The sequence below is a fragment of the Pusillimonas sp. ANT_WB101 genome (assembly GCF_008369125.1).
Lineage (GTDB): Bacteria > Pseudomonadota > Gammaproteobacteria > Burkholderiales > Burkholderiaceae_B > Allopusillimonas.
This window is the reverse complement of sequence record NZ_VOAY01000002.1, coordinates 813,269-835,695: the sequence shown is the minus strand read 5'-3', so window position 1 is coordinate 835,695 and position 22,427 is coordinate 813,269. Positions and strand designations below refer to the sequence as shown.

Sequence of the window (22,427 nt, the reverse complement as noted above, 5' to 3'; positions counted from 1 at the left end):
CAGGAGACTTTTGTGAGTCGCAGAAAAAGCTTTACGTCTGACCATGACATGTTCAGGACTTCCGTGCACCGCTTTATTGCCGAGCGCATTATGCCCTTTCATGCTCAGTGGGAAGAAGATGGTCGCGTGCCGCGCGAGCTGTGGCGTGAAGCCGGGGCCGCGGGCATACTTTGCCCGAATATTCCTGAGGAATATGGTGGCGGCGGTGGTGACTTTCTGTACACCGCAGTGGTCATTGAGGAAATCGCCACAGCGCTGGCAACAGGTGTGACTGGCTTTACGACGCACTCGGACATCGTGGCAAATTACCTTCTGCATCTTGGTACTGAGGAGCAGAAGAAGGCCTGGCTACCGGGCATGGCTACGGGTGAGGTGGTGGGGTCGATTGCAATGACCGAGCCGTCGGCTGGCAGCGATCTGAAGGCCATACGCACTACCGCGCTTCCGGACGGCGATGAGTACATTGTCAATGGTCAGAAAACGTTTATCACCAACGGCTTTCATGCGGACCGCGTGTTGTTGGTGGCCAAGACCGACCCGGCCGCAGGTGCCCGAGGCATCAGCCTATTCTGGGTGGACACCACGCTACCAGGCTTTAGTCGCGGCAAGCTGTTGGATAAGCTGGGTCAACGTGCGCAAGACACTGCTGAGCTGTTCTTCAGCGATATGCGTATTCCTGCGGATTGCATGTTGGGCGAGCCGAACAAGGGGTTTTCCTATCTGATGGGTGAGCTGGTGCGCGAGCGCCTGATGATTGCGTTGCGTTGTGCGGCAGCGCTGGAAGCTGCGCTCGAATGGACGATTTCCTATACTAAGGAGCGTCAAGCCTTCGGCAAAGCATTGATCGAGAATCAGCATATTCGTTTCAAGCTGGCTGATATCAAGGCGCTGACGTGCGCTACACGCGCCTTTGTAGACCGCTGTCTGGAAGAGTTCATGGACGGAGAACTGGACGCGGACGGTGCCGCCATGGCCAAGCTGTGGGCGTCAGAAGCCACCAGCGCCATCGATGACCTGCTGCAGATGTATGGCGGCTACGGCTACATGCGTGAATACCCCATTGCACGGGCTCTTACTGACGTGCGGCCCAACCGCATATATGGCGGTTCTTCTGAAATTATGCGCGAACTGATCGCGCGCGCGCTGTAAGCACGCGGGTCGGTGCCTGGTGCGTCGCCGCCAATGAAACACGTATAGGAAACAATAAATGCTTAAAGAATCATGGACGCCCGTCTCCATTGTGGGCGTGGCAGAGTCTGACCTGGGCAAGGTGCCGGGAAAGACGGCGCTAGACTTGCAGGCTCAGGCGGCCCGCCTGGCCCTGGATGACGCCGGGTTGTCGTTGTCGGATGTGGACGGCGTTTTTGCCCATACCGACGATCGCTTTCCGGCCGTGCTGCTGAGCGAATACCTTGGCATACAGCCGCGCTATATCGACTCCACCAATATGGGTGGGATGTCGAATATTTCTCATATACGCCATGCCATCGCGGCGATTTCCGCCGGCATGTGTTCGGTGGCGCTTATTACCTATGGCAGCACCCAGGCCTCTGATGGCTCACGTGCGCTGGCCAGTGTGGTCGAGAACCCACGCACGCCGCGTGGTCAGTTTGTTCTGCCCTATGGCCAGCTTAGCCCGATTGGCTACTACGCCATGGTGGCCCAACTGCATTTCCATCGTTACGGCACGACGCTGACAGACCTGGCAGAGGTGGCAGTGGCAGCGCGCAAGTGGGCTGCACTTAACCCCAAGGCCTATCGACGCGAACCTTTGACCCTTGAGGACGTGATGCAGTCGCCGGTGCTGGCTGACCCGCTGCGTGCGCGTGACTGCTGTCTGGTAACTGATGGCGGTGGTGCGCTGGTGATCACGACGGCCGAAAGGGCAGCCAGCCTGAAAAAGAAGCCGGTGAGCGTAAAGGGCTTGTCTGAGTCGTTTTCCCATCATTACACGCCGTTCAGCACGGCCGACTGGCTGGAAACCGGGGTGGCCAAAACGGCGCAGGAAGCGCTGGATATGGCGGACGTAAAGCGCGAAGACATTGATGTCGTGCAGATCTACGACCACTTCACCATAGGCGTACTGCAATCGCTGGAGGAACTGGGCTTTTGCAAACGTGGCGAAGCCGGCGATTTCGTCAAAAATGGCGCACTGGCTCCTGGTGGTGCCTTTCCCATCAACACCTCCGGCGGTGGCTTGTCTTACGGGCACCCGGGCATGTTCGGCATATTCCTGGTCATTGAAGCCGTGCGCCAATTGCGCGGCGAGTGTGGCGACCGCCAGTTACCGCGCCATGAGTTGGCGATGTGCCATGCACCAGGTCTGGTGTTTTCCTGCAATACGACGATGATTCTTGGAGCGCAATAATGGACACCACTAACCGTCCTTTGCCCAGCCCCACCGAGCTGACCGAACCGTTCTGGCGCGCTGCGCGCGAGGGGCGTATCGATGTGCAGTGCTGTAAGGCCTGCGGCACACTGCAGTTTTACCCCCGCGAAATATGCACCCAGTGCATGAGCGATGGGTTCGACTGGAAAACCTGCTCGGGGCTAGGTCGTGTCTATACCTATACGATTAATCATCGTGCTGCCAACGCTTATATGAAGGGGCGCACGCCTTACGCCGTGGCGGTGGTAGAACTTGATGAAGGCGTACGCTTGATGGGAAATATTGTCGATACGGATCTGGATGCCATTGCCATAGGCGCGCGAGTACAGGCGGTATTTGAGGCGGTCAACGATGAGATTACGCTGATCCAGTACAAGGTGATTGCTGATGACGCCGGATCACCGGTCGCCTCGGAATGACCCAGCGGGCCTTGTCAGGCGTGCGCGTGCTGGACCTGACGCGACTGTTGCCCGGCCCATATGCCATGCACATGCTGCAAGGCATGGGTGCAGACGTCATCAAAATAGAAGACACAGGCGCGGGGGACTACGCCCGCTTTTTGCGTCCTCTGCCGGCGACGGGCATGGGTGCGGCTTTTACGGCATCTAATCCAGGCAAGCGCAGCCTGGCAGTGAACCTTAAAGAAGAAGCGGGCCGGCAGGTGTTGCGTGAGCTGGCGGCGCAAGCGGATGTCTTGACCGAGAGCTTCAGACCAGGGGTTATGCAGCGATTGGGCTTGTCCTACGAAGCGCTCAAGGCCATCAACCCCCGCCTGGTATATTGCTCACTTACGGGTTACGGTCAGAATGGCTCACTGGCTCATCTGGGCGGCCATGATTTGAACTATCAGGGCTATGCCGGCGTACTGCCGCGCAATGCTGAGGACGGGCGCGCGAGCATGCCGCAAACCCTTACCTCTGATCTGGCCGGAGGCAGCTACTCTTGCGTGCTGGCCATCATGGCGGCCTTGCTGGAGCGTCAGGCCACAGGGCGTGGGCGATATATTGATTTGTCTATTGTGGACAGCACGCTGATGTTCGTGCCCCTGGATGCCGCGCAGGTGGCCCAGGGCCGTGTGCCGCCGGCGCCGGGCACCGATCGCCTGAATGGCGGGCACCCCTGTTATGGGCTTTATGCCACATCTGATGGCAGGCAGGTGACCTTTGCCGCGCTGGAGGAAAAGTTCTGGGTGTCGTTTTGCCAGAACGCGGGGTGTGAACAGTTGCTGGAGGAAGACGATCTTATGGATCCGGCGGTGGCGACGCGTGTGCGCGTTGCCTTGTCCGCGATTTTTGCCAGCCGCACGCAGGCCGAATGGGTGGCCTTGGGCGAGGCTTGGGATGTCTGTCTTGGTCCTGTATGGTCGGCTGCTGAAGCACTGGCGGGTGCAGACCAGCGCAATGCACCGGTCTGGCGCACGGTTGCTACGGACGGCGAGGCTGTCCGCGTTTTGCGCGGCGGGGGCGCGGATGGTGCTTGCACCGAAGCGGCGTTGCCACTGCAGGGGCAGCACACCCGCGAGATCCTGGGCGAACTCGGCTGGAGTCAGGGTGCCATCGAGGCCTTGTTTGAAAAGGGCGTGTTGAGCGAGCCCTGAGACAAACCTGTGCAGTCAAGCCAAGCCAAGCCAGGCCAAGCACAGCACTGATACTGACAACGGCAACGGCAACGGCAACGGCAACGGCAACGGCAACGGCAACGGCGCTGGCATTAGCCCCAGAATCGGCCCCGGCAATAGGGATACGCCTATGCCTAGGCTATCTGTTCAATGAAAGGCCACGGGCCCGAACTAATGTGTTCGGACCCGTGGCATTGATGCTTGGCCTAATTGCGGGCCGCAGCGCGGCCCACCCACATCAGGGGCGCCCGCCGCCGCAGATCACAATCTGTCCGCTGATATAGTTGGACTCAGGGATGCAGAACAGATACACCGCACCTGCGGCCTCTTCCGGGAGGCCGGCTCGGCCCATGGGGATCATGGATTCGATATTGGACATGAACTGGGTGCTGATACCCACACTGATGGTTTTGCCGTCGACGTCGATGGTAGAGCCTTCGCCTGCAACAGCGTCTGTCAGTCGGGTCTTGATCAGACCAAAGGCCACGGAGTTAACGTTGACCTTGTAGCGGCCCCATTCCTTGCACAGTGCGCGCGTCAGGCCGTTGATGCCGGCCTTGGCCGACGAGTAATTGGCCTGGCCCGGGTTGCCCATAATGCCCGATGTAGAGGAAATATTGACCACTTTGCGGAACACTTCACGGCCTTCGGCCGCTTCTTTTTTGGCTTGCGTGCGCAGATAATCAGAGGCGGCACGCAACAGGCGAAATGGTGCGGTCATGTGCACGTCTATCATGGCGTACCACTGCTCATCTGTCATCTTTTGGATGACAGAGTCCCAGGTGTAGCCGGCGTTGTTCACGATGATGTCGATGCTGCCAAAGTTATCCAGCGCCGTCTTAACAAACGCATTACCGAATTCCGGGTCTGTGACGCTGCCGGTGCAGGCAACGGCCTCCACGCCTAATTTGCGCAGCGTCTCTACTGTTTCTTCAGCCGGATCGCGGTCCAAGTCGTTGACCACGATTCGTGCGCCTTCGGATGCCAGCTTGAGTGCGATTTCCCGGCCGATGCCGCGCCCAGATCCTGTGATCAGGGCGACTTTGCCTTCGAGTTTGCTCATTTGTTTAAATCCTTAGTAGGTAATTGATATGAAGTGAGCGGGCCGGGCTGCAGAGCCCGCCTGCCTAGCTTATTTCTGCATAGCCGTTGTTGAGGACCATGATGTTGCGTTCGGTGACATAGACGCGAAAGCCGATGACGCCGTTTTCATTCCAGCTTTCAACGCGCAGGGTTTCGCCTGGGTAGACGGGTGCGGTGAAACGCACATTGAGGGCATGCAGGCGGGTGGGGTCGTTGTCGCACCATGCAGCCAGAATCGCGCGGCCTGCCACGCCATAGCTTGCCAGCCCGTGAAGAATCGGGCGGTCGAAGCCTGCTGCGCGTGCAACGGCTGGATCGGCGTGCAAGGCGTTGTCGTCGGCGCACAGGCGGTAGATCAGTGCCATCTCGGGGCGTGTGGCGATTTCCATGACATGGTCTGGTGCCCGGTCTGCGATGGCATTGGGGTAGGGCTCCAGCGTATCGCCGGGCTGCTCTGGCGTGCTAAAGCCGCCATTACCGCGCAAAAAGGATACTTGCTCTATGGTCGCCAGGTTTTCGCCGTTGTCAGCATTGCGCAGCACGCGCTCAGTTACCACAATGGCACCTTTAGATGCCCCTTTGTCGACGATGCTCTTGATTTTTGAATAACCGATTACACGTCCGCTGGTGGGCAGCGGCCGGTGCAGGCGCAGACGCTGCTCGCCGTGCAAAACCTTTACCCAATCAATGCCTGTGGAAGGCTCGCGCATCCAGAAGCCCGGATAACCAAGCACCACTGCCATGAAGGGCAGGGCGCGCAGGCCGTTTTCATAGACGTATTGCAGATGGTCGGGGTTAGTGGGTTCGCTACCGAAGCCCAGCCCCAGCGCATACAAAATAGTGTCTTTTTCTGTGTAGTTCTGTTCAACCGGCGCGAAATCCCGGTTCTTGATCGCATCGTAACTAAAGGCCATTACATTTCCAGATTGAGGTTCAAGGTTTCTTGTCGAACCCTGTTGGCAATGAATGTCGACAGGGTGCAGGTATTTCGTAAGGCCTTTATTCGGGCCACTTATAGGAAGGAGGCTGCTTGTTGATGAAGTTGGTGATGGCCGTCTTGCGATAGTCGGTGCCCAGCGCAATGCCTTGGCCATCCGCTTCCATGCTCAACATGGTCGATAGGTCATGGTCGAATGTGCTGTTCAGGGCGCGCTTGATCAGGCTGACCGCGTCGGGCGAAGCGGTGGCAAGCGCGTTGGCCAGTTCTGCAGCGCGTTCCGTGAGCGATTCGGCGGCTACCAGCTCTGTGGCGATGCCCAGGCTCAAGGCCTCTTCGCCGGTTAGCTCTCTGGTGGAAAAAACCAGTTCTTTGGTGCGCTGTATCCCTATCATGCGTGGCAGGGTATACAGCAGTGCGAAGTCGGGAATCAGCCCGAACCGCAGAAAGGCCATGCCGAATCGTGTGCGGGGGGTAACCAGGATGATGTCGGCAGCCAGAGCAAGCCCGAAGCCGGCACCGTACGCGCTGCCGTCCACGGCAGCAACAATCGGTTTGTCCAGCGTAAGCAAAACAGACAGCCACTCGTGGGAACTATGCATGCGTGACCGGCCTTGAGTGGTCGTCATCTCGCCCTGCATGCTTTTGAGGTCACCACCCGCGCAGAAATGGCCGTCGCTGCCGGCGAGCACCAGCACGCGCACATCTGGGTCGTTTTTGATACGGTAAACAACGTCGCGCAGTGCGGCGCGCATGTCGGCATTGATGGCGTTGCGACGCTCAGGCCGATTCAGTGTCAGGGTGGCGACATGGTTGGATACGGTATAGGTAATGGTGTCCATGCTTTTTTCCGCGCTCATGGTTGTGCCTGTTTGTACATCGTCACCACGCAAGCGCCGCCGATGCCAATATTGTGCTGCAAGGCTACGCGGCAGTTATCGACCTGCCTGTTTTCTGCCTGGCCGCGTAGTTGCCATACCAGCTCGGCGCATTGCGCCAACCCCGTTGCGCCCAATGGGTGCCCCTTGGACAGCAGGCCACCCGATGGGTTGACCACGACGCGACCGCCATAGGTGTTGTCACCGTCGATAATGAATTTTTCCGCCGTGCCTTCGGGCGTCAGACTCAAGGCTTCGTAGCTGATGAACTCATTGGCCGTAAAACAGTCGTGCAGTTCGACCACGTTTACGTCTTCGGGGCCAATGCCAGCCGCCTCGTAAACCTGCTGAGCCGCGCTGCGCGACATGCCATATCCGACGACATCACGCATGTCGCCGGTGAAGGCGCTGGCGGTGTCAGTGGTCATGGCCTGCGCGGCAATGAGTACGCCGTTTTTCAAATTGTGCTTCTTGGCGAAACCTTCGGAGCACACAATGGCCGCTGCAGCCCCTGAAGTGGGCGGGCAGCATTGCAGACGTGTGATGGGGTCGAAGATCATGGGCGAGGCCAATACCTGTTCTTCGGTGAGCTGTTCCTTGAATACGGCGTAAGGGTTGTTTACGGCGTGGCGGCGCGACTTGACCGAGAGCTTGGCCAGTGTTTCGGGTGCGAGCCCGTACTTGGCTTTGTAAGCGCGGCCTGCGCCGCCAAACAACTGGGCAGCACGCGGAACTCCATTTTCAAAGCCCTGTATAGAGTCGGTAGCGTCAACAAAACGCTGCAGTGGGTTGACCCGGTCGCTGTACACACTCTTGAGTGCGCCTGCCGACATCTGTTCAAACCCCACGGCCAGTACACATTCTGCAGCACCAGTTTCTATGGCTCTACGCGCCAGAAAAAGGGCAGATGAACCGGTGGCGCAGTTGTTGTTAACGTTAAAGATGGGGATGCCTGTCAGGCCGACTTCGTACAGCACAGCCTGACCGCTGGTCGAGTCTCCATACACATAGCCAGCGTAAGCCTCCTGGACATGCGTATAGTCCAGACCTGCGTCCTTGAGGGCAGCATTAATCGCGTGCTTGCCCATCTCGTTGTAGGGCTGGTTCTGGCTGGGTTTGGAGAAAGGTGTCATGCCGACACCGACAACGTACGAAGCACGGGACATTTGGATACCTATCAGGTTGATTTCTGTTCAGAGGCGGGCACGGCGGTGCCTTCGTGTTGTGCGGCGAACGCGCGCCGCAGATTGACCTTGAGCACTTTGCCCGTCGAAGAAAGGGGAAGCGTGTCGGCAAACTCAAAGCTTTTGGGGCATTTGTATTTTGCGATCAAGGTCTGGCAATGTTCTAGAAGTTGTACGTCAGTGGCAGCGTGACCGTCTTTAAGTACGATCACGGCATGGACGCATTCGCCCCAGACTTCGTGGGGCACGCCTATGATTGCACAGTGCGAAACGGCGGGGTGCAGGCTTAGCGCGTTTTCAACTTCTGCTGAGTAGATGTTTTCGCCGCCGCTAATAATCATGTCTTTGAGGCGATCGACGATGAAAAGATAGCCGTCTTCGTCCAGATAACCGAGGTCGCCCGTGTGCAGCCAGCCGTTTTGCAGAGCCTGTGCCGTTTCTTGCGGCTTGTTCCAGTAGCCCAGCATGACGCCTGGGCCTTTGACTGTGATCTCGCCAATGGTTCCGGGCGGTGCTTCCTGGCCCTGGGCGTCGAGTATGCGCAGCTCAATCGACAGCGTGGCGCGGCCAGCTGACTTGAAGCGCGCGTCGGGTATGCCTTTGCCGGGCGTGGTGGCGTTCAGGGAAATGACCGGCGAGGCTTCGGTCTGGCCGTAAGACTGCACGATTTCCACAAAAGGTAGCTCTTGAGCCAAGCGGCCCAACAGTTTGCCTGGCATGGGTGAAGCGCCATAGGTAACGCGCCTGAGTGATGTGAATTTTTCTGATGAAAAAGCGGCGTCGTCCATGAGCATCTGCAGCATGCTGGGCACGAGCGTGGCTTCACTGACCTGGTGGCGCTCGATGCAGTCGAGGACTTCATTAACGCGAAATTGTGGCAGCAATACGCTGGTCGCACCCAGTGTTAGCTGGCCAATCAGCCGACCGGCTGCAGCAAGGTGGAACAAGGGTGCGCAATGCAGTGCGACTGAGTCTTGAGGTGAATGAATGGTCGCCATGCGCGCAATCACGGATGTCCACAGATTGGTGTGTGAAAGCATCACCCCTTTCGGGTGCCCCGTTGTGCCGCCGGTATAGAAGATGCCAGCCAGCGCATCGCCGCTAGGGCAGCGGTCTGCGATGGCGGTGGCGCTGTCGATCAGAGGATTCATCTCAACCACGTCGTTCTGTGAGGATGGGCAGCCCAATGTGGCGACTGTCTTCAGGCATGAAGACTTGGCGCGTATGTCGCTTGCAAGCGGCGCGAACGCCTCGTCCATCAGCAGTATTTCGGTTTGAGAATCGTCTAATGAATACGCAATCTCGGCGACGCTCCAGCGCGTGTTGATGGGGTTGACCACGCCACCTGCCCACCAGACTGCCAGGTAATACGCCACATACTCTTCGGAGTTTAGTGAAATAAGCCCGACGCGCTCCCCCGGTTTGAGCCCCAGATCGACCAGGGCGCCCGCAAAGCGCTGCACGCGCTCAAGCAGTTGGGCATAGGTCGTTTTGCGTTCCCCGAAAATAACGGCGATGCCGTTGGGGCTTTGCTTGGCGGCGCGGTGCAGTCCTTGTGTCAAATACATGGCGAACCCGGCTTTATTGTTGAATCTGGATATTGCCCAGCTTGGCCATACGGGCCCAGATTTCCGCGTCGCGGTGCATCCAGTCGCTCAATTGCTTGGCGTTGCCGTAAGCGGGTGTAAGCCCCATGCCGATGAGCTGGGTCTGCATGTCGGGCAGTGCAATGACTTCGCCCAGCGCGGTTGACAGCTTATCGACGATTTCCTTTGGGGTGCCTGCAGGAGCGAGGATGCCGTACCAGCCATTGGGCTCGAAGTCGACGTAGCCCAGTTCAGTAAAGGTGGGCGTATCAGGCAGGGCCGCAAGGCGTTGCTCGCCGCTGACCGCCAGCACGCGTACTTTGGGGTTGCTTAGATGCGCGCGGGCGCCAACGATTTCAGGAAGGGCAGAGGTCAGGCGGCCTCCCAGAAAGTCTTGCATCAGCGGGCCGGTGCCCTTGTATGGGATATGCAGCAGGTCGATTTTTTTCTGGTAATTCAACAACTCGCCATGCATGTGCCCGGAAGTGGCGTTTCCGTATGAGCCGTAGTTGTAGGTGCCTGGGTTTTTCTGGGCGGCTTCGACCAACTGATCGACCGATTTGATGCTGGAATCTGACGGGACAATAAGTACATCGGCCGACAGCGCGATACGCCCCACCGGCGCAAAATCGCGGAAGGGATCATACGGCAGGTCTTTGTAGAATACGGGTGCCTGAATGACAGGTGTGGTGCCCAACAAAAGGGTCAGACCGTCGGGTGCAGAGTGCGCGACCGCGCCGGCACCTATGGCGCCACTTGCTCCGGCCTTGTTTTCCACAATGACGGGTTGCCCCAGACGTTCAGCGAGCTTAGCACCCAAGACACGCCCCAACGTGTCGGAGCCGCCGCCTGCCGGAAACGCCACCACCAGTTTTACGGGTTTCTGTGGGTAGCTTGCCGCGTCAGTTGCCGCCGTTGCCAGAGCGGTGTTGCCCAAGGCCAGTACAGCCAGCGCCTGAACAGACAGTTTTACCACGCGTTTGCGTAGGGAATTCATGTATTTGTCTCCGTTGGGGGCTATCGTCATTATTGAAATGATTGTCCGCTTGACGGATTATTAAATCCGCTTAACGGATAATATTGGCTGCATGCCCATAAGTCAATAGGGAATCGCGCGCCGGGTTTTAGGGTGATGACATGCGCTATGCCAAGTTCAGCAGCAAATAAATTGCCCTGTACCGCTGCTGGATAATTGCCCGAGGTTGGAGTAAGAGATGAGATTGGCTTTTTACGTCTGGTCGAAGAAGTGACGCGTAGAGAGTGGAGCGAAAATAGTGGCGGCAACCCTGATCCGAACGCGCTCTGCCGCATGCGTCGAAAGAAGGAGTCGCGCGATTTTTTGTGAGGAGGGTACTGGTGGGTGAGTGTCGTACAGCGACCGAATCACAGTTTTAACCAAGTACGCAGACAGCACACTTTCTATACAATCGAACGCCTACTTTCAATTTTTCGCTTAATAAAACCGACTCTTGGAGACAACTCTTTGTCCAAATTTTCCGCCGTTTATCGCCGCACACTGACCTGCATTGCGGCCAGCTTGATGGCACTTCCACTTGTTGCCCAAGCCGCAGACGGCAAGATCCCGGATCCGCTTACCATTGTTGTGGGGTACGCTCCGGGAGGGGCAGCAGATCTCACGGCACGCGCATATGCTGAACAGCTGCGTAAAGACGGTGCCGGTACCGTTATCGTGGAGAATCGCACGGGCGCATCGGGGCGTATAGGCTTGAATTACGTCAAAGACTCGGCGCCGAACGGAAGCCGGGTATACCTGATGGCGTCACCTTTGATGACTATTTTTCCGCTGACCTACAAAGATCCGGGCTACGACACCAAGAAAGACTTTCGCGCCATTGCCACGCTTGTTGACATCCCTACAGCAATTTCAGCCGGTGCAGACCAACCCTTTAACGACATGAAAGGGTTTGTGGAATGGGTCAAAACCACGCAGCCTAAGGGCAGCAGTATGGGTGTTGCCACACTCGGCAGTTCGGGGCACTTGGGAATTTTGGCGGTCAATACCAACCACAATCTTAAAATTGAGCCTGTCGCTTACCGTGGTGCCTCGCCGATGTTGATCGACGTGGCCAGTGGCGTGGTTCCTATTGGCTGGGACGCAGTGGCCAGCATGATGTCTTTAAACCAAGCCGGCAAAATCAAGTTTCTGGGAGTTAGCGGCACGAAACGGCTTGATACGCTGCCCGACGTAAAAACGCTTTCAGAGCAGGGCTTTCCAGAGTTTGAAGCCGCAACCAGTTTTTACGCCATTGTCGCGCCAAGCAAAATCCCTGATGCCACGGCCGCTGCATTGGAAGCTGCGTTCATGAAGGCATCTGCAAACGAAGAGCTGAAAAAGCAGCTGGGTGAAAAAGGCTTGCTGGTCGCTCCGGCAAACGGTGCAGACACCGCAAAGCGTGGCGCAGCAGAGCTGGAAACCTGGCGCCCTGTGGTCAAGCGTGCGGGAATACAAATGGATTAACCCGGGGCTCGGAAGGGCACAAGCCACAAGGGACAAGGTACAAAGCACACGGCCTGGCCCTTCTCGCATAAGCGGTAACCATCGGTTGAGATCGAGAGCGATGGCCATGTGAGCCAGCATGCGTTAATTGAAAAAGCCAGGCCGAGAACCTATCCCGGCCTGGCTTTTTTACATAAATGTCGGCAGTGGCGCTTTGTCAGAGCCGGTAGCCTGTTCAAAAATGGAAGCGTAGCCAAGCAGCTCATCATCTGCGCCAAAGCGCGTCGTAAACTGAATGCCAGTGGGTAAACCGTCGCTGGCAAAACCATTGGGCAAGGTGATAGCAGGGTGCCCCGTCATATTGAACACCATGGTCCATGGATACCAATGCGTGCGCACGCCATCGTAATGGGCCCCATCTAATTCAAACGGATCGAACAAATCCATATTAAGCGGCAAGGCCGTGCGCGTGAGCGTAGGCGTCACGAACAGATCGGCAGTTTCAAACATTTTTTGCAGGCGTTTGAACAGTACCGTGCGCGCGAACATAGCCTCTTGATACTCGATCGCGCTAAATTGTTCTGCAGAAAGTATTTGTTGACGGAAGGTTGCGCTGAACGTGTCACCATGTTGTTGCACAAGCTGTGTAAACCGGGCACGCCAGACCGTGTGATTAATGGTGCGCCATATGGGCTCCACAATAAAATCGTCGGCTTCGAACGGGCTTAGTGTGGCACCTAGTTCTTCCAGTATCTTGAGCCCTGCATCAAACCGTTGTCTGGCATCATTGCTTAGCGGGCGGCCAACCGGGCCATAGCAATAACGTACCCTTTTCCCTCGCAAGTCACCCTGCCGTTGCGATGCTGCCGCGTAATCAGTGGGTTTGAGCCCAATAGACCAGGGATCTTCAGCGTAATCGCCAGCCATCGCCTGCATCATCAACCCTGTGTCTGCCACGGTGCGCGTGGTAGGCGTTACGTAGGTTTGATTCCCAAAGATGTCTTGTGCCTGGCTATGCGGAATGACCCCGTTGCTTTGCTTAATACCGACGACACCATTACATGCTGCCGGAATGCGCGTCGAACCACCACCATCGGTGGCGACCGCCAGCGGTGTGATGCCTGCCGCCGTGGCAACCGCGGCGCCACCACTGGATCCGCCCGATGTGCGTTCAGCACTCCACGCATTACGGGTATCGCCAAATAGTGGCGAACGGGTAAAGGGCTGAGAACCAAACTCTGGCGTCGTGGTTTTGCCTATCAAGATTGCGCCGGCCGCTTTCAGGCGCGCCACGGACACGGCATCTTCGGATGGCACGTTGTCTTGATACAGCACAGTTCCAAAAGTGGTACGCACCCCCGCCGTGTTCACGAGATCTTTAACGGTAAAGGGGATCCCGTGCAGGCTGCCCAAGGGCTTTCCATCAGTGATATCGCGCTCTGCCTGTTTGGCCTGCTGCAGCGCTTGCTCACCACACAGCGTTATAAAGCAGTTTAGTATTGGTTGCAGGGCCTGTGCACGGTCTAAGCTGGCTTGCACGATTTCAACCGGTGAAAGCTTTTTATGACGAATCAGTGTCATTAACTCGGTTGCTGATAGCGTGTGCAGCTCGTTCATGATGGCCTTCTTGAGGGGTTGGAATAAGAGGGTAGTGTGCCACAGTGGGCAGCTGCGTTGCGGGATTGGCCCGACAGACTTGGCGTCATAATGGTTGATAACGTGATAGTGATAAATTTCGAGCAGATGACGTTGCTGACACTGGCTTAGCGTGCTGCGAAGCGTAGGTTTTATGTGAGCGGCTCAATAGACAGCCACCAGACTAGGCGTCTACGTGCTATACCGTTGCCTAGATTTCAAACTAAGCGAGATATTTAATGATTGATGCACTGATATCGGGCAAGCTGTACGGCGCGCCCAAGCAGGGTGAAGATAAAACCGGCAACCCCTACACCACAGCTAAAGTAAAGGTGGCGGCAGGTAACGGCGATATGCTGCTGTGCGGCGTAATCGTATTCGACAGCGTGGCGCAGGCGACGCTGCTGGCGTTGGAAGACGGCGATAGCGTGGCCATGTCTGGTACGTTGACCCCAAAGGTGTACCAGGCTAAAGACGGAGAATATCGGCCCGGGCTGGATATGGTGGCCCATGTTGTGCTGACGGCATATCAGGTCAGTCACAAGCGTCAGACTATTGAGGGGGCGGCGGGCGGCTGATGGTTATGCGGCAGAGATGCGGTAGCTTAAGACAAAAGCGTGGCAACATGATTTTTATGTTGTGCGCTTAAGCGAGTTGCGTGCTCTATGCTACGAATTGTGAGCCTGAATGGTTGTCGAAAGATAAAGACGTTTACGAGCGCGCCTTGAACCACTCCGCCGTCACCTCATCAGCTGGGAAGAACGACTCGATCCGCAGTTCGTGTACGGTGACGTCGTGAGGTGTACCCATGGTGGCGATTGACGTGAACAAATTCAGTGAGATATTGTCCTTGCGAATCTGCATGGGCAAGAAGGGCAGCGCGAGCGTATCAAGGTTGGGTAGACGCGTTACCGTGGCTACCCCCGGTAACGCAAGCAGTTCACCGAGAAGAGTTGCCGCTTCACTGCCGGGGCCGTCGCCCAAAGCTTCGCGCTGTATCCATTGCAATAGATCCGTGCATACTTCCCTCCAGTTTTGCAGGTGCTTACGAATGCCATTTGGATCCAGCATCAATTTCAGCACATTGACGCCGTCGTGAGGCAATGGCATGTCATTTGGCATGTCGAGCAGCCAGCGAATTAACATGGCTGCTGACGCATTGGTCATGACGAGATTCCACAGTCGATCGACTACTAATGCCGGATACGGCGTTTGCTGGGTCAGCATGAAGTCTAAGGCCTGTTTTACTGAAGCCAGCTCTGGGTCAGACAGACTGCGTTCCCGGTAGGCGGGAGCGTAGCCAGCAGCCAGCAGCATCCCGTTGCGCTCACGTAGAGGGATGTCGAGGGCAATTCCAAGCTTTAAGACCATCTCACGGCTCGGTTGTGAGCGACCGCTTTCGAGAAAGCTAATATGTCGTTGTGAGGTGCTGCTCTCGGTTGAGAGCCTAAGCTGGCTGTAACCGCGTTTGTCGCGCCAGTAGCGTAGTGCAGCCGAAAAATCGACAAAATAGCGATTGTTACCCGTATTTTTCGTCATGGCCTCGTGCTGATTCATCTAGTCTCCATACTAAATGGTTGCCGAAAGATGTGTTCGGCCTTAGGCAAGCATTTTGTCGAGAAAGCCTGTGATCTTTTCGATGCGTCCTTCGGGGGTTACGACCGCTATATCGGTTCCGATAGCGAGCGGTTCGACATCTGGTGCACCAAGAGCCCACGAGAACCGCACGACGTTATTATGCCCATCTGGGTTTCCCACCACACTAAAGTGCAAGCCAGAAAACTGTGCTTGAGCGGCACCGATCATTGCGTCCATAGCCTCATGCCCCACGGACTGCATGAGTGGGTCAATGTAGCTTGCCTGTGGCGTGAAGGCCTGCTCAATAAGCATACGACGGCGTGCTGGATTGTTTTCGTTCCAGATATGAACATATTGTGTAGCAATGTTGGTCGGGGTGGCCAGAAGTGTAGCGATAGTCATGGAAATCTCCCTTGAAGGATGTCTCGTCATTGAGGACTGAATTGTCGAAGTTGACAGAGAGATTTTGATCTTATCGGCGATTCTGGTCGATTACATGTCAGGTAATAGCGTGACTGTGTATGTGACCTTGTTGGTGCCAATAGCACAGGCAGTGACTGTCGCTGGTCACTTTTGCGATTGATATGTAAAGCGGACAAACGTCATGGCGCGATTACCTCTCGCGTAATTGGCGCGCAATAAGAGGGCCCTGACAATGGCGTAATGCTGTGACAACGCAGTGTTGTATACCAGTTAACGTCATCCATCTCCGGAGCTATGTATGTCAGCTTACGTCGTCGGCATCTTGACCGAAACGCGCTTGAACGATGATATTCGTCGCTACCTCGACCGCATTGACTCGACACTCCTGCCTTATGCAGGGCGATTCCTCATTCATGGGGGGCCATATCTATGGAAGGAAGGTGAGCCGGCCGGCGATTTGATTGTTATCGAGTTTGAGAACCTGGATCTTGCTTCGCGCTGGTACGATTCGCCTGCCTACCGGGCAATTAAGTCGTTACGAATGGCAAATTGCGTTGGTACAGTCTTTCTTGTTGGCGGCGTGCCAATGGGGCACCGGGCTTGGGACATTCTTGGTTAGATGGTGATGCCAGAAAGCTTTGAAGGGTGATTTCTTCTGTCGCATTGCTGCCCGGTGTTATGTAGTGCCACGGTACCTTAGTTTTTTTCCGTTTGCCTGAATTGAATCCAATTTAGGGACGACTTAGTCGTTAACTCGGATTTGTTGTGTTGAAAATCGCCAAGTTTACCCAATGACTTTCGAAGAAAACCACTTCTCTAAAACAAAGGCCGCGAGACTCTCTCGCGGCCTTTTCTATTTCACCTACCAACTACCCAATCGTCATCAAACTTGCATTGCCCCCGGCAGCAGCCGTATTCACACTAAGTGCGCGTTCGATCAGCAGCCTGTCCAGTGGGACATCACGCTCTCCGCGACCCAGGCCGTGCACGTTGACGATGGCACCAGGCAGCTGGGCCACCTGTTTGCAGATGTCTCGCAACTGGTCAGAATCGCCGTGATGCAGTACGGCCTCAAAGCCAGCATCGGTGGCCTGCCAGTCGGGTACCAGGCGTACGCGGGCTTGCGTTTCGCGGGGCAGCAGGGCATAGGTGTCGCGGTGCTCTTCGGGCACCACGGCCTCGGACCCTACCGCCAGGCAGGCAGCAATTTGTGTCAGTAAATCGGCCTGGCTTTCGGCCAGGCACAGCACCCGGGCGCGTGGCAGCAGCGAATAGGTATTGCGTTCGCCGGTGGGCCCGGCAAATTCAAGTATGAGACCGCTCAGGGCCTGCTCGGCAAACTGTTCGCAGGTCTGGGCCAAGGTCGCATCATGGCTTTGCGCCCAGTTGCGCAATGCGGTAAATGCAGTAGCTTGTGCATCTGGCAGCATGGGCATTTGCACGTTTTCGGGTTCGGTCTTCAGGTGCTCAGCAACCGCTCCTGCAGGCCTGGCCGCCAGCAGGCGATACAGATAAAGAGGCCCGCCGGCCTTGGGCCCGGTGCCCGACAAACCTTCGCCGCCGAAAGGCTGTACGCCAACCACGGCGCCAACCACGTTGCGGTTGACGTAGAGGTTACCCACATGGGCGGCGTCGACAACCTGCGCGATAGACTCATCAATGCGCGTATGCACACCCAGCGTCAACCCATAGCCGCTGGCGTTGATCTGATCAAGAAGCGCGGGCAGTTCGTTGCGGCGATAGCGAATGACGTGCAGTACTGGCCCAAAGACCTCGCGTTCAAGTTCGCCAATTTCGTTCAGCTCAATAAGGGCTGGCGTGACGAAGGTGCCGGCTTTGAGGACTGCACCGTCCATGCGTGCCAGCTGGTGCACTTTATGCCCACTGTCGCGCATTTGCTGGATATGCTTTTCAATATTGGCCCGGGCTTCTTCATCAATAACGGGGCCGATGTCGGTGGATAGCTTGTCGGTGTTGCCCAGCACATATTCGCCCATCGCACCTTTTAGCATGGCCAGGGTACGTTCGGCGACGTCTTCCTGTATGCAAAGCAGACGCAGTGCAGAACAGCGCTGGCCGGCGCTGTCGAACGCCGAGGCCATCACGTCTACAACAACCTGCTCGGCCAGTGCTGACGAATCAACAATCATGGCGTTCATGCCGCCGGTTTCTGCAACCAGAGGTATGGCACGGCCGTGGGCATCCAGACGCCCGGCTATGCTGCGCTGGAGAATGCGCGCTACTTCGGTAGAGCCGGTGAACATGACGCCTCGCACGCGTTCATCAGCGACCAGACGTGCGCCTACGCTTTCGCCCCGGCCTGGCAGTAGCTGCACTGCGCCGGCCGGTACGCCCGCTTCAAGCAGAATGCGTATGCCTTGTGCGGCGATGAGCGGTGTCTGCTCGGCGGGCTTGGCCAGTACGGTATTGCCCGCTGCCAGCGCGGCAGAGATCTGGCCGGTAAATATTGCCAGCGGGAAGTTCCAGGGGCTGATGCATACCACAGGCCCCAGCGGGCGATGCGTGTCGTTGGAGAAATGCGTGCGTGCCTGCATGGCGTAATAGCGCAGGAAGTCAACCGCTTCACGTACTTCAGCGATGGCGTTGGCAAAGGTTTTGCCTGCCTCACGAACCAAAATTCCCATAAGGTGCTGCATGTCGCCTTCCATTAGGCTGGCCGCGCGTTCCAGCACGGCAGCGCGCTCTGCTGGCTGTGTAGATTGCCAGATGGGGGCGGCAGCTATGGCGCAGTTTAAGGCGTTGTCAACGTCTTGCGACGTGGCTTCGTACACCATGCCGACCTCATCGCTGTGATTTGCAGGGTTTAGCACGGGTCGGGCTTGAGCGCTTGTATCGCGGGCGCAGCCCAACAGCGGCACGGCTTCGACGTTTTCTTGAGCGCTGGTCAGCAACGCTGAAGACAGCGATGCCAGCCGATGCTCGTTGGCCAGATCCATGCCTTGCGAGTTGGCACGTAGCTCGCCATATTGTCGGGACGGCAGGGCTATGCGTGGGTGCGGCAGGCCCAGATGCCCTTCTTGCCGTGCCATTTCTTCGACTTGTGCAACGGGGTCGCGCACCAATTCTTGCAGTGAAATGCTCTGGTCGGCGATACGGTTGACGAACGACGTGTTTGCCCCGTTCTCCAGTAGCCTGCGTACCAGGTAGGCCAGCAGTGTTTCGTGGCTGCCCACCGGCGCATATACACGGCAGGGGCGGCCATATTTGCCTGAGCCGACCGGGCCTACCACTTGGTCATAAAGAGGCTCGCCCATGCCATGCAGGCACTGAAACTCGTATTGCCCGGGGTAGTAGTTGCGACCTGCCATGTTGTAAATGGCAGCCACGCTGTAGGCATTGTGAGTGGCGAATTGCGGGTAAATGGCTTCAGGCACGGCGAGCAGTTTGCGCGCGCAGGCCAGGTAAGACACGTCTGTATAGGGCTTGCGCGTGTAGACGGGGTAGCCTTCCAGGCCGTTGACCTGTGCCAGCTTGATTTCGCTGTCCCAGTAAGCGCCTTTGACCAAGCGGATCATCAGGCGGTGGCGGCTGCGCCGGGCCAGGTCAATGACATAGTCAATAACGTAGGGGCAACGCTTTTGGTAGGCCTGGATGACAAAGCCTATGCCGTTCCAGCCTTCAAGTTCGGGCTCGAAACACAGTCTTTCAAGCAGGTCGAGAGAGATTTCGAGCCGGTCGGCCTCTTCGGCGTCAATGTTCAGGCCGATGTCGTAAGACTTGGCCAACAACGTCAGCGAACGAATTATTGGGTAGAGCTCGGCCATGACGCGGTCGTATTGTGCACGGCTGTAGCGTGGATGGAGCGCTGAAAGTTTGATGGACAGGCCTGGGCCTTGATAAATGCCGCGACCACCTGATGCACGCCCAATGGCATGAATGGCTTGTTCGTATGAGGCGAGGTAGCGCTTGGCGTCTTCATCTGTGAGCGCGGCCTCGCCCAGCATGTCGTACGAATAGCTAAACCCGCGTGCTTCCATTTTGGTGGCATTGGCCAATGCTTCGGCAATGGTTTCGCCGGTGACGAACTGCTCACCCATGAGACGCATGGCCATGTCTACACCCTTGCGGATGACGGGCTCACCGCCCTTGGCGATGATGCGGTTAAGTGAGCGCGACAGGCCTTTTTCTGTGTGCGTGGACACCAGACGGCCAGTGAAGAGCAAGCCCCAGGATGCCGCATTAACAAACATAGAGGGGCTTTGCCCCAAGTGCTGATCCCATTTGCCATTGCTGATCTTGTCGCGGATGAGCGCATCGCGTGTGCCTTTGTCTGGTATGCGCAGCAAGGCTTCGGCCAGACACATCAGGGCCACGCCCTCTTGCGAAGACAAGGAGAATTCTTGCAACAGGCCTTGTACCAACCCCTGGCGGCCGCCAGCATTTTTCTGTTTGCGCAGTGTTTCGGCCAGTTGCATGGCCATCTTGTGTGCCGCCTCGGCCGCGTCGGGCGCCAGCCGCGCCTGGTCTACCAGCATGGGTAGTAACTCGGGCTCGGGACGACGGTAGGCGGCCGTGATGGCGGCGCGCAATACAGATTGGGGCTGAACACTCTCTGCAAAATCGATAAAGGGCTGATAGGCGGCGTTTGTGCCTGTGCCGTATGTCGCGACAGGGCCTTCTTCAACACTGGTGGAAGAGGCCGCCGCAATATCGGGGGGCGTCAGGCCGCGCTCAAGCTGATCAAGGTAGTTGAAGATCGCCTGCTTGATCAGCCAGTGCGGCGTACGATCGATTTTTTGCGCAGCGGCTTTCAGACGCTCACGGGACGCGTCGTCCAGCTTGACGCCAAGGGTAGTACTGGCCATGGGAAGACCTCCTGGTACAGAGTAGTGTATATCAGCAGCCGGGGCGAACCGGGCGAAAGAGTGGCGCCGTGAGCAGAAAGGTGCAACCCGGTGCAACCTAATTTTATATCAATTAAATGTGGGCGTTTCGGTATTTTTGGTCGGCTTCCTCGAATCGCTGGGCGATGCTCGCGCTGGGGGCGCCGCCCACCAGGCTGACAAGCACGATGCTCACGGTGGCGAGCAAGAACTCCGGAATAATTTCGTACAGGCCCAGCCCAATAAACTGCTTCCAGACTACAACGGTTATGGCGCCTACGAGCATACCTGCCAGTGCGCCGTTACGGGTCATGCGTTTCCATAGCAGGGACAGCAGCACGACCGGGCCAAAAGCGGCGCCAAACCCAGCCCAGGCATAGGAGACGAGGCCCAGCACCTTGCTGTCGGGGTTATGAGCAATGGCGATGGCCACCAGCGCTACGGTTAGCACCATTAGCCGGCCAACCCACACCAGTTCGCGCTGCGAGGCGTTTTGTCGGAGGAATGCTTTATAGATATCTTCAGTTAGCGTGCTGGAGCTGACCAGAAGCTGGCAGCTTAATGTGCTCATTACTGCTGCCAGAATGGCAGACAGCACGACACCTGCTATCCACGGGTTGAACAGTAGCTTGGTCAGCTCAATGAAGACGCGTTCGTGGTTTTCGGTAACGGGGCCGGCAAGCTCTGGATGCTGGGCAAAATAGGCAATGCCAAAGAAACCGACACATACAGAGCCGAGCAGGCAGAGCAGCATCCATGCCATACCGATACGGCGCGCCGCCGGTATGGTTTTGACGGAGTCGGCTGCCATAAAGCGCACCAGAATGTGAGGCTGGCCGAAATAGCCAAGGCCCCAACCTAGCAGTGAAATAATCGCTACAAAGGACAGGCCGCGCGTCATGTCGAAGTTGGCTGGGTTTACGCTTTGTATTGAGTGCACGACGGTGTCCCAGTTGCCCAGGGCCAGCACCACAAAGAGCGGTGTAAGCAATAGCGCGAACAGCATCATGGCTGCCTGAACGGTGTCGGTCCAGCTAATGGCCAGGAAGCCGCCGATGAGCACGTAAATAATGGTCGCGGCCGCACCAACCCAAAGGGCAGTTTGATACTGCATGCCGAAGGTACTTTCGAACAGCCGTGCACCGGCGACAATGCCCGAGGCGCAGTAAATCGTGAAAAATAACAGAATCACAAGAGCCGAAAAAATGCGCAGCAAACGACTTTTGTCTTCGAAGCGGCTTGTAAAGTAGTCAGGTAGCGTCAGGGCGTTATTGTGGTGTTCAGTGTGTACTCGCAGTCGGCCCGCTACAAACAGCCAATTCAGGTAGGCGCCCGCGAGCAGGCCGATGGCGATCCAGCTTTCAGAAATACCGGCAAAGTAAATGGCGCCAGGCAGGCCCATCAGTAGCCAGCCGCTCATGTCAGATGCGCCAGCCGAAAGCGCCGTAACAAAGCTGCCCAAGCGTCGGCCGCCAAGTATGTAGTCAGAAAAATTTCTGGTTGAAAAATAGGCGATCAGGCCGATCGCGATCATTGCGACGATATAGATCACGAATGTGACCATGGTTTCGTGACTTGCACCCATGCTTTGGCCTTATAGGAGTGGTGAGGTTGGCAGGCAATAGCATTGGGCTGCTTATGGCAGCACCGAAGCCACGGGGCAACTGCCTAAGCGCTGGGCGTGGCGTTAATGCTGGCGGTCCGCAGGCTGTGGTCGACCCATCGATACCCAACAGCCCATGTGCTATTGCTTGGGTTTGTAAATAAAAACAGGGATTTTTAACCGAACACACGTTTTTGGTGCAATCGGGTTT

The 22,427-nt window shown here is 56.9% G+C and carries 18 protein-coding genes; 7 read left to right on the top strand and 11 right to left on the bottom strand.

Features of this window, described 5'->3' with window-relative positions:
- Positions 1 to 12: 12 nt before the first annotated feature.
- From FQ179_RS12775 to FQ179_RS12760, 4 genes are read left to right on the top strand one after another with little or no spacing between them, the layout of a single operon-like run.
- Positions 13 to 1,149: an acyl-CoA dehydrogenase family protein gene (locus FQ179_RS12775; protein WP_255474972.1), complete on the top strand. Its 1,137-nt coding sequence runs from the start codon at positions 13 to 15 to the stop codon at positions 1,147 to 1,149.
- Positions 1,150 to 1,207: 58 nt separating this feature from the next.
- A complete protein-coding gene (locus FQ179_RS12770) occupies positions 1,208 to 2,368 on the top strand; it encodes an acetyl-CoA acetyltransferase (RefSeq protein WP_149397647.1) in 1,161 nt (386 codons plus the stop codon).
- The gene (locus FQ179_RS12765) at positions 2,368 to 2,808 is read left to right on the top strand and encodes a Zn-ribbon domain-containing OB-fold protein (RefSeq protein WP_149397646.1); all 441 of its coding nucleotides are present in this window, start codon (positions 2,368 to 2,370) and stop codon (positions 2,806 to 2,808) included. Before FQ179_RS12770 ends, FQ179_RS12765 begins: the two co-directional genes overlap by 1 nt.
- Positions 2,805 to 3,986, top strand: a complete 1,182-nt coding sequence (locus tag FQ179_RS12760) for a CaiB/BaiF CoA-transferase family protein (protein WP_149397645.1) — start codon at positions 2,805 to 2,807, stop codon at positions 3,984 to 3,986. Before FQ179_RS12765 ends, FQ179_RS12760 begins: the two co-directional genes overlap by 4 nt.
- A 259-nt stretch (positions 3,987 to 4,245) precedes the next feature.
- Here FQ179_RS12760 and FQ179_RS12755 read toward each other — a convergent pair whose 3' ends face one another.
- The 6 genes from FQ179_RS12755 to FQ179_RS12730 all read right to left on the bottom strand — a co-directional run bounded on the left by FQ179_RS12755 (position 4,246) and on the right by FQ179_RS12730 (position 10,672).
- Positions 4,246 to 5,070 carry an SDR family NAD(P)-dependent oxidoreductase gene (locus FQ179_RS12755; protein ID WP_149397644.1) on the bottom strand — a complete coding sequence of 275 codons (825 nt, stop codon included), beginning with the start codon at positions 5,068 to 5,070 and terminating at the stop codon, positions 4,246 to 4,248.
- Positions 5,071 to 5,134: 64 nt separating this feature from the next.
- Entirely contained in the window at positions 5,135 to 6,004 is an 870-nt protein-coding gene (locus FQ179_RS12750; RefSeq protein ID WP_149397643.1) for a MaoC/PaaZ C-terminal domain-containing protein, read from the bottom strand.
- Positions 6,005 to 6,089: 85 nt separating this feature from the next.
- Entirely contained in the window at positions 6,090 to 6,887 is a 798-nt protein-coding gene (locus tag FQ179_RS12745) for an enoyl-CoA hydratase/isomerase family protein (protein ID WP_255474971.1), read from the bottom strand.
- Complete coding sequence (locus FQ179_RS12740; protein ID WP_149397642.1) at positions 6,884 to 8,071, bottom strand: lipid-transfer protein; 1,188 nt, start codon at positions 8,069 to 8,071, stop codon at positions 6,884 to 6,886. Before FQ179_RS12740 ends, FQ179_RS12745 begins: the two co-directional genes overlap by 4 nt.
- A gap of 11 nt (positions 8,072 to 8,082) precedes the next feature.
- Complete coding sequence (locus FQ179_RS12735) at positions 8,083 to 9,657, bottom strand: class I adenylate-forming enzyme family protein (RefSeq protein ID WP_149397641.1); 1,575 nt, start codon at positions 9,655 to 9,657, stop codon at positions 8,083 to 8,085.
- Between the two features lie 13 nt (positions 9,658 to 9,670).
- Positions 9,671 to 10,672, bottom strand: coding sequence for a tripartite tricarboxylate transporter substrate binding protein (locus FQ179_RS12730; RefSeq protein ID WP_188074603.1), 1,002 nt, complete (start codon positions 10,670 to 10,672; stop codon positions 9,671 to 9,673).
- Positions 10,673 to 11,158: 486 nt separating this feature from the next.
- On the opposite strand from FQ179_RS12730, the gene FQ179_RS12725 reads away from it, so the two are divergent.
- Positions 11,159 to 12,154: a tripartite tricarboxylate transporter substrate binding protein gene (locus FQ179_RS12725; protein WP_255474970.1), complete on the top strand. Its 996-nt coding sequence runs from the start codon at positions 11,159 to 11,161 to the stop codon at positions 12,152 to 12,154.
- 168 nt (positions 12,155 to 12,322) lie between these two features.
- Here the strand turns inward: FQ179_RS12725 and FQ179_RS12720 are convergent, their stop codons facing one another.
- Positions 12,323 to 13,750, bottom strand: a complete 1,428-nt coding sequence (locus tag FQ179_RS12720) for an amidase (RefSeq protein WP_149397639.1) — start codon at positions 13,748 to 13,750, stop codon at positions 12,323 to 12,325.
- Between the two features lie 257 nt (positions 13,751 to 14,007).
- Here FQ179_RS12720 and FQ179_RS12715 point away from each other — a divergent pair, with 257 nt between their 5' ends.
- A complete protein-coding gene (locus tag FQ179_RS12715; RefSeq protein WP_149397638.1) occupies positions 14,008 to 14,346 on the top strand; it encodes a single-stranded DNA-binding protein in 339 nt (112 codons plus the stop codon).
- Between the two features lie 133 nt (positions 14,347 to 14,479).
- On the opposite strand, the gene FQ179_RS12710 is transcribed toward FQ179_RS12715, so the two are convergent.
- Both FQ179_RS12710 and FQ179_RS12705 read right to left on the bottom strand, forming a co-directional pair.
- Positions 14,480 to 15,325 (bottom strand): helix-turn-helix domain-containing protein, encoded by an 846-nt coding sequence (locus FQ179_RS12710; protein ID WP_149397637.1) that lies wholly within the window; start codon positions 15,323 to 15,325, stop codon positions 14,480 to 14,482.
- A gap of 42 nt (positions 15,326 to 15,367) precedes the next feature.
- The gene (locus tag FQ179_RS12705; RefSeq protein ID WP_223146252.1) at positions 15,368 to 15,748 is read right to left on the bottom strand and encodes a nuclear transport factor 2 family protein; all 381 of its coding nucleotides are present in this window, start codon (positions 15,746 to 15,748) and stop codon (positions 15,368 to 15,370) included.
- A 319-nt stretch (positions 15,749 to 16,067) separates the two neighbouring features.
- On the opposite strand from FQ179_RS12705, the gene FQ179_RS12700 reads away from it, so the two are divergent.
- Entirely contained in the window at positions 16,068 to 16,388 is a 321-nt protein-coding gene (locus tag FQ179_RS12700; protein WP_149397636.1) for a DUF1330 domain-containing protein, read from the top strand.
- Between the two features lie 250 nt (positions 16,389 to 16,638).
- Here FQ179_RS12700 and putA read toward each other — a convergent pair whose 3' ends face one another.
- Entirely contained in the window at positions 16,639 to 20,595 is a 3,957-nt protein-coding gene (putA, locus tag FQ179_RS12695; RefSeq protein WP_149397635.1) for a trifunctional transcriptional regulator/proline dehydrogenase/L-glutamate gamma-semialdehyde dehydrogenase, read from the bottom strand.
- Between the two features lie 112 nt (positions 20,596 to 20,707).
- Positions 20,708 to 22,198 carry a sodium/proline symporter PutP gene (gene putP / locus FQ179_RS12690; RefSeq protein ID WP_149397634.1) on the bottom strand — a complete coding sequence of 497 codons (1,491 nt, stop codon included), beginning with the start codon at positions 22,196 to 22,198 and terminating at the stop codon, positions 20,708 to 20,710.
- Positions 22,199 to 22,427: the final 229 nt, after the last annotated feature.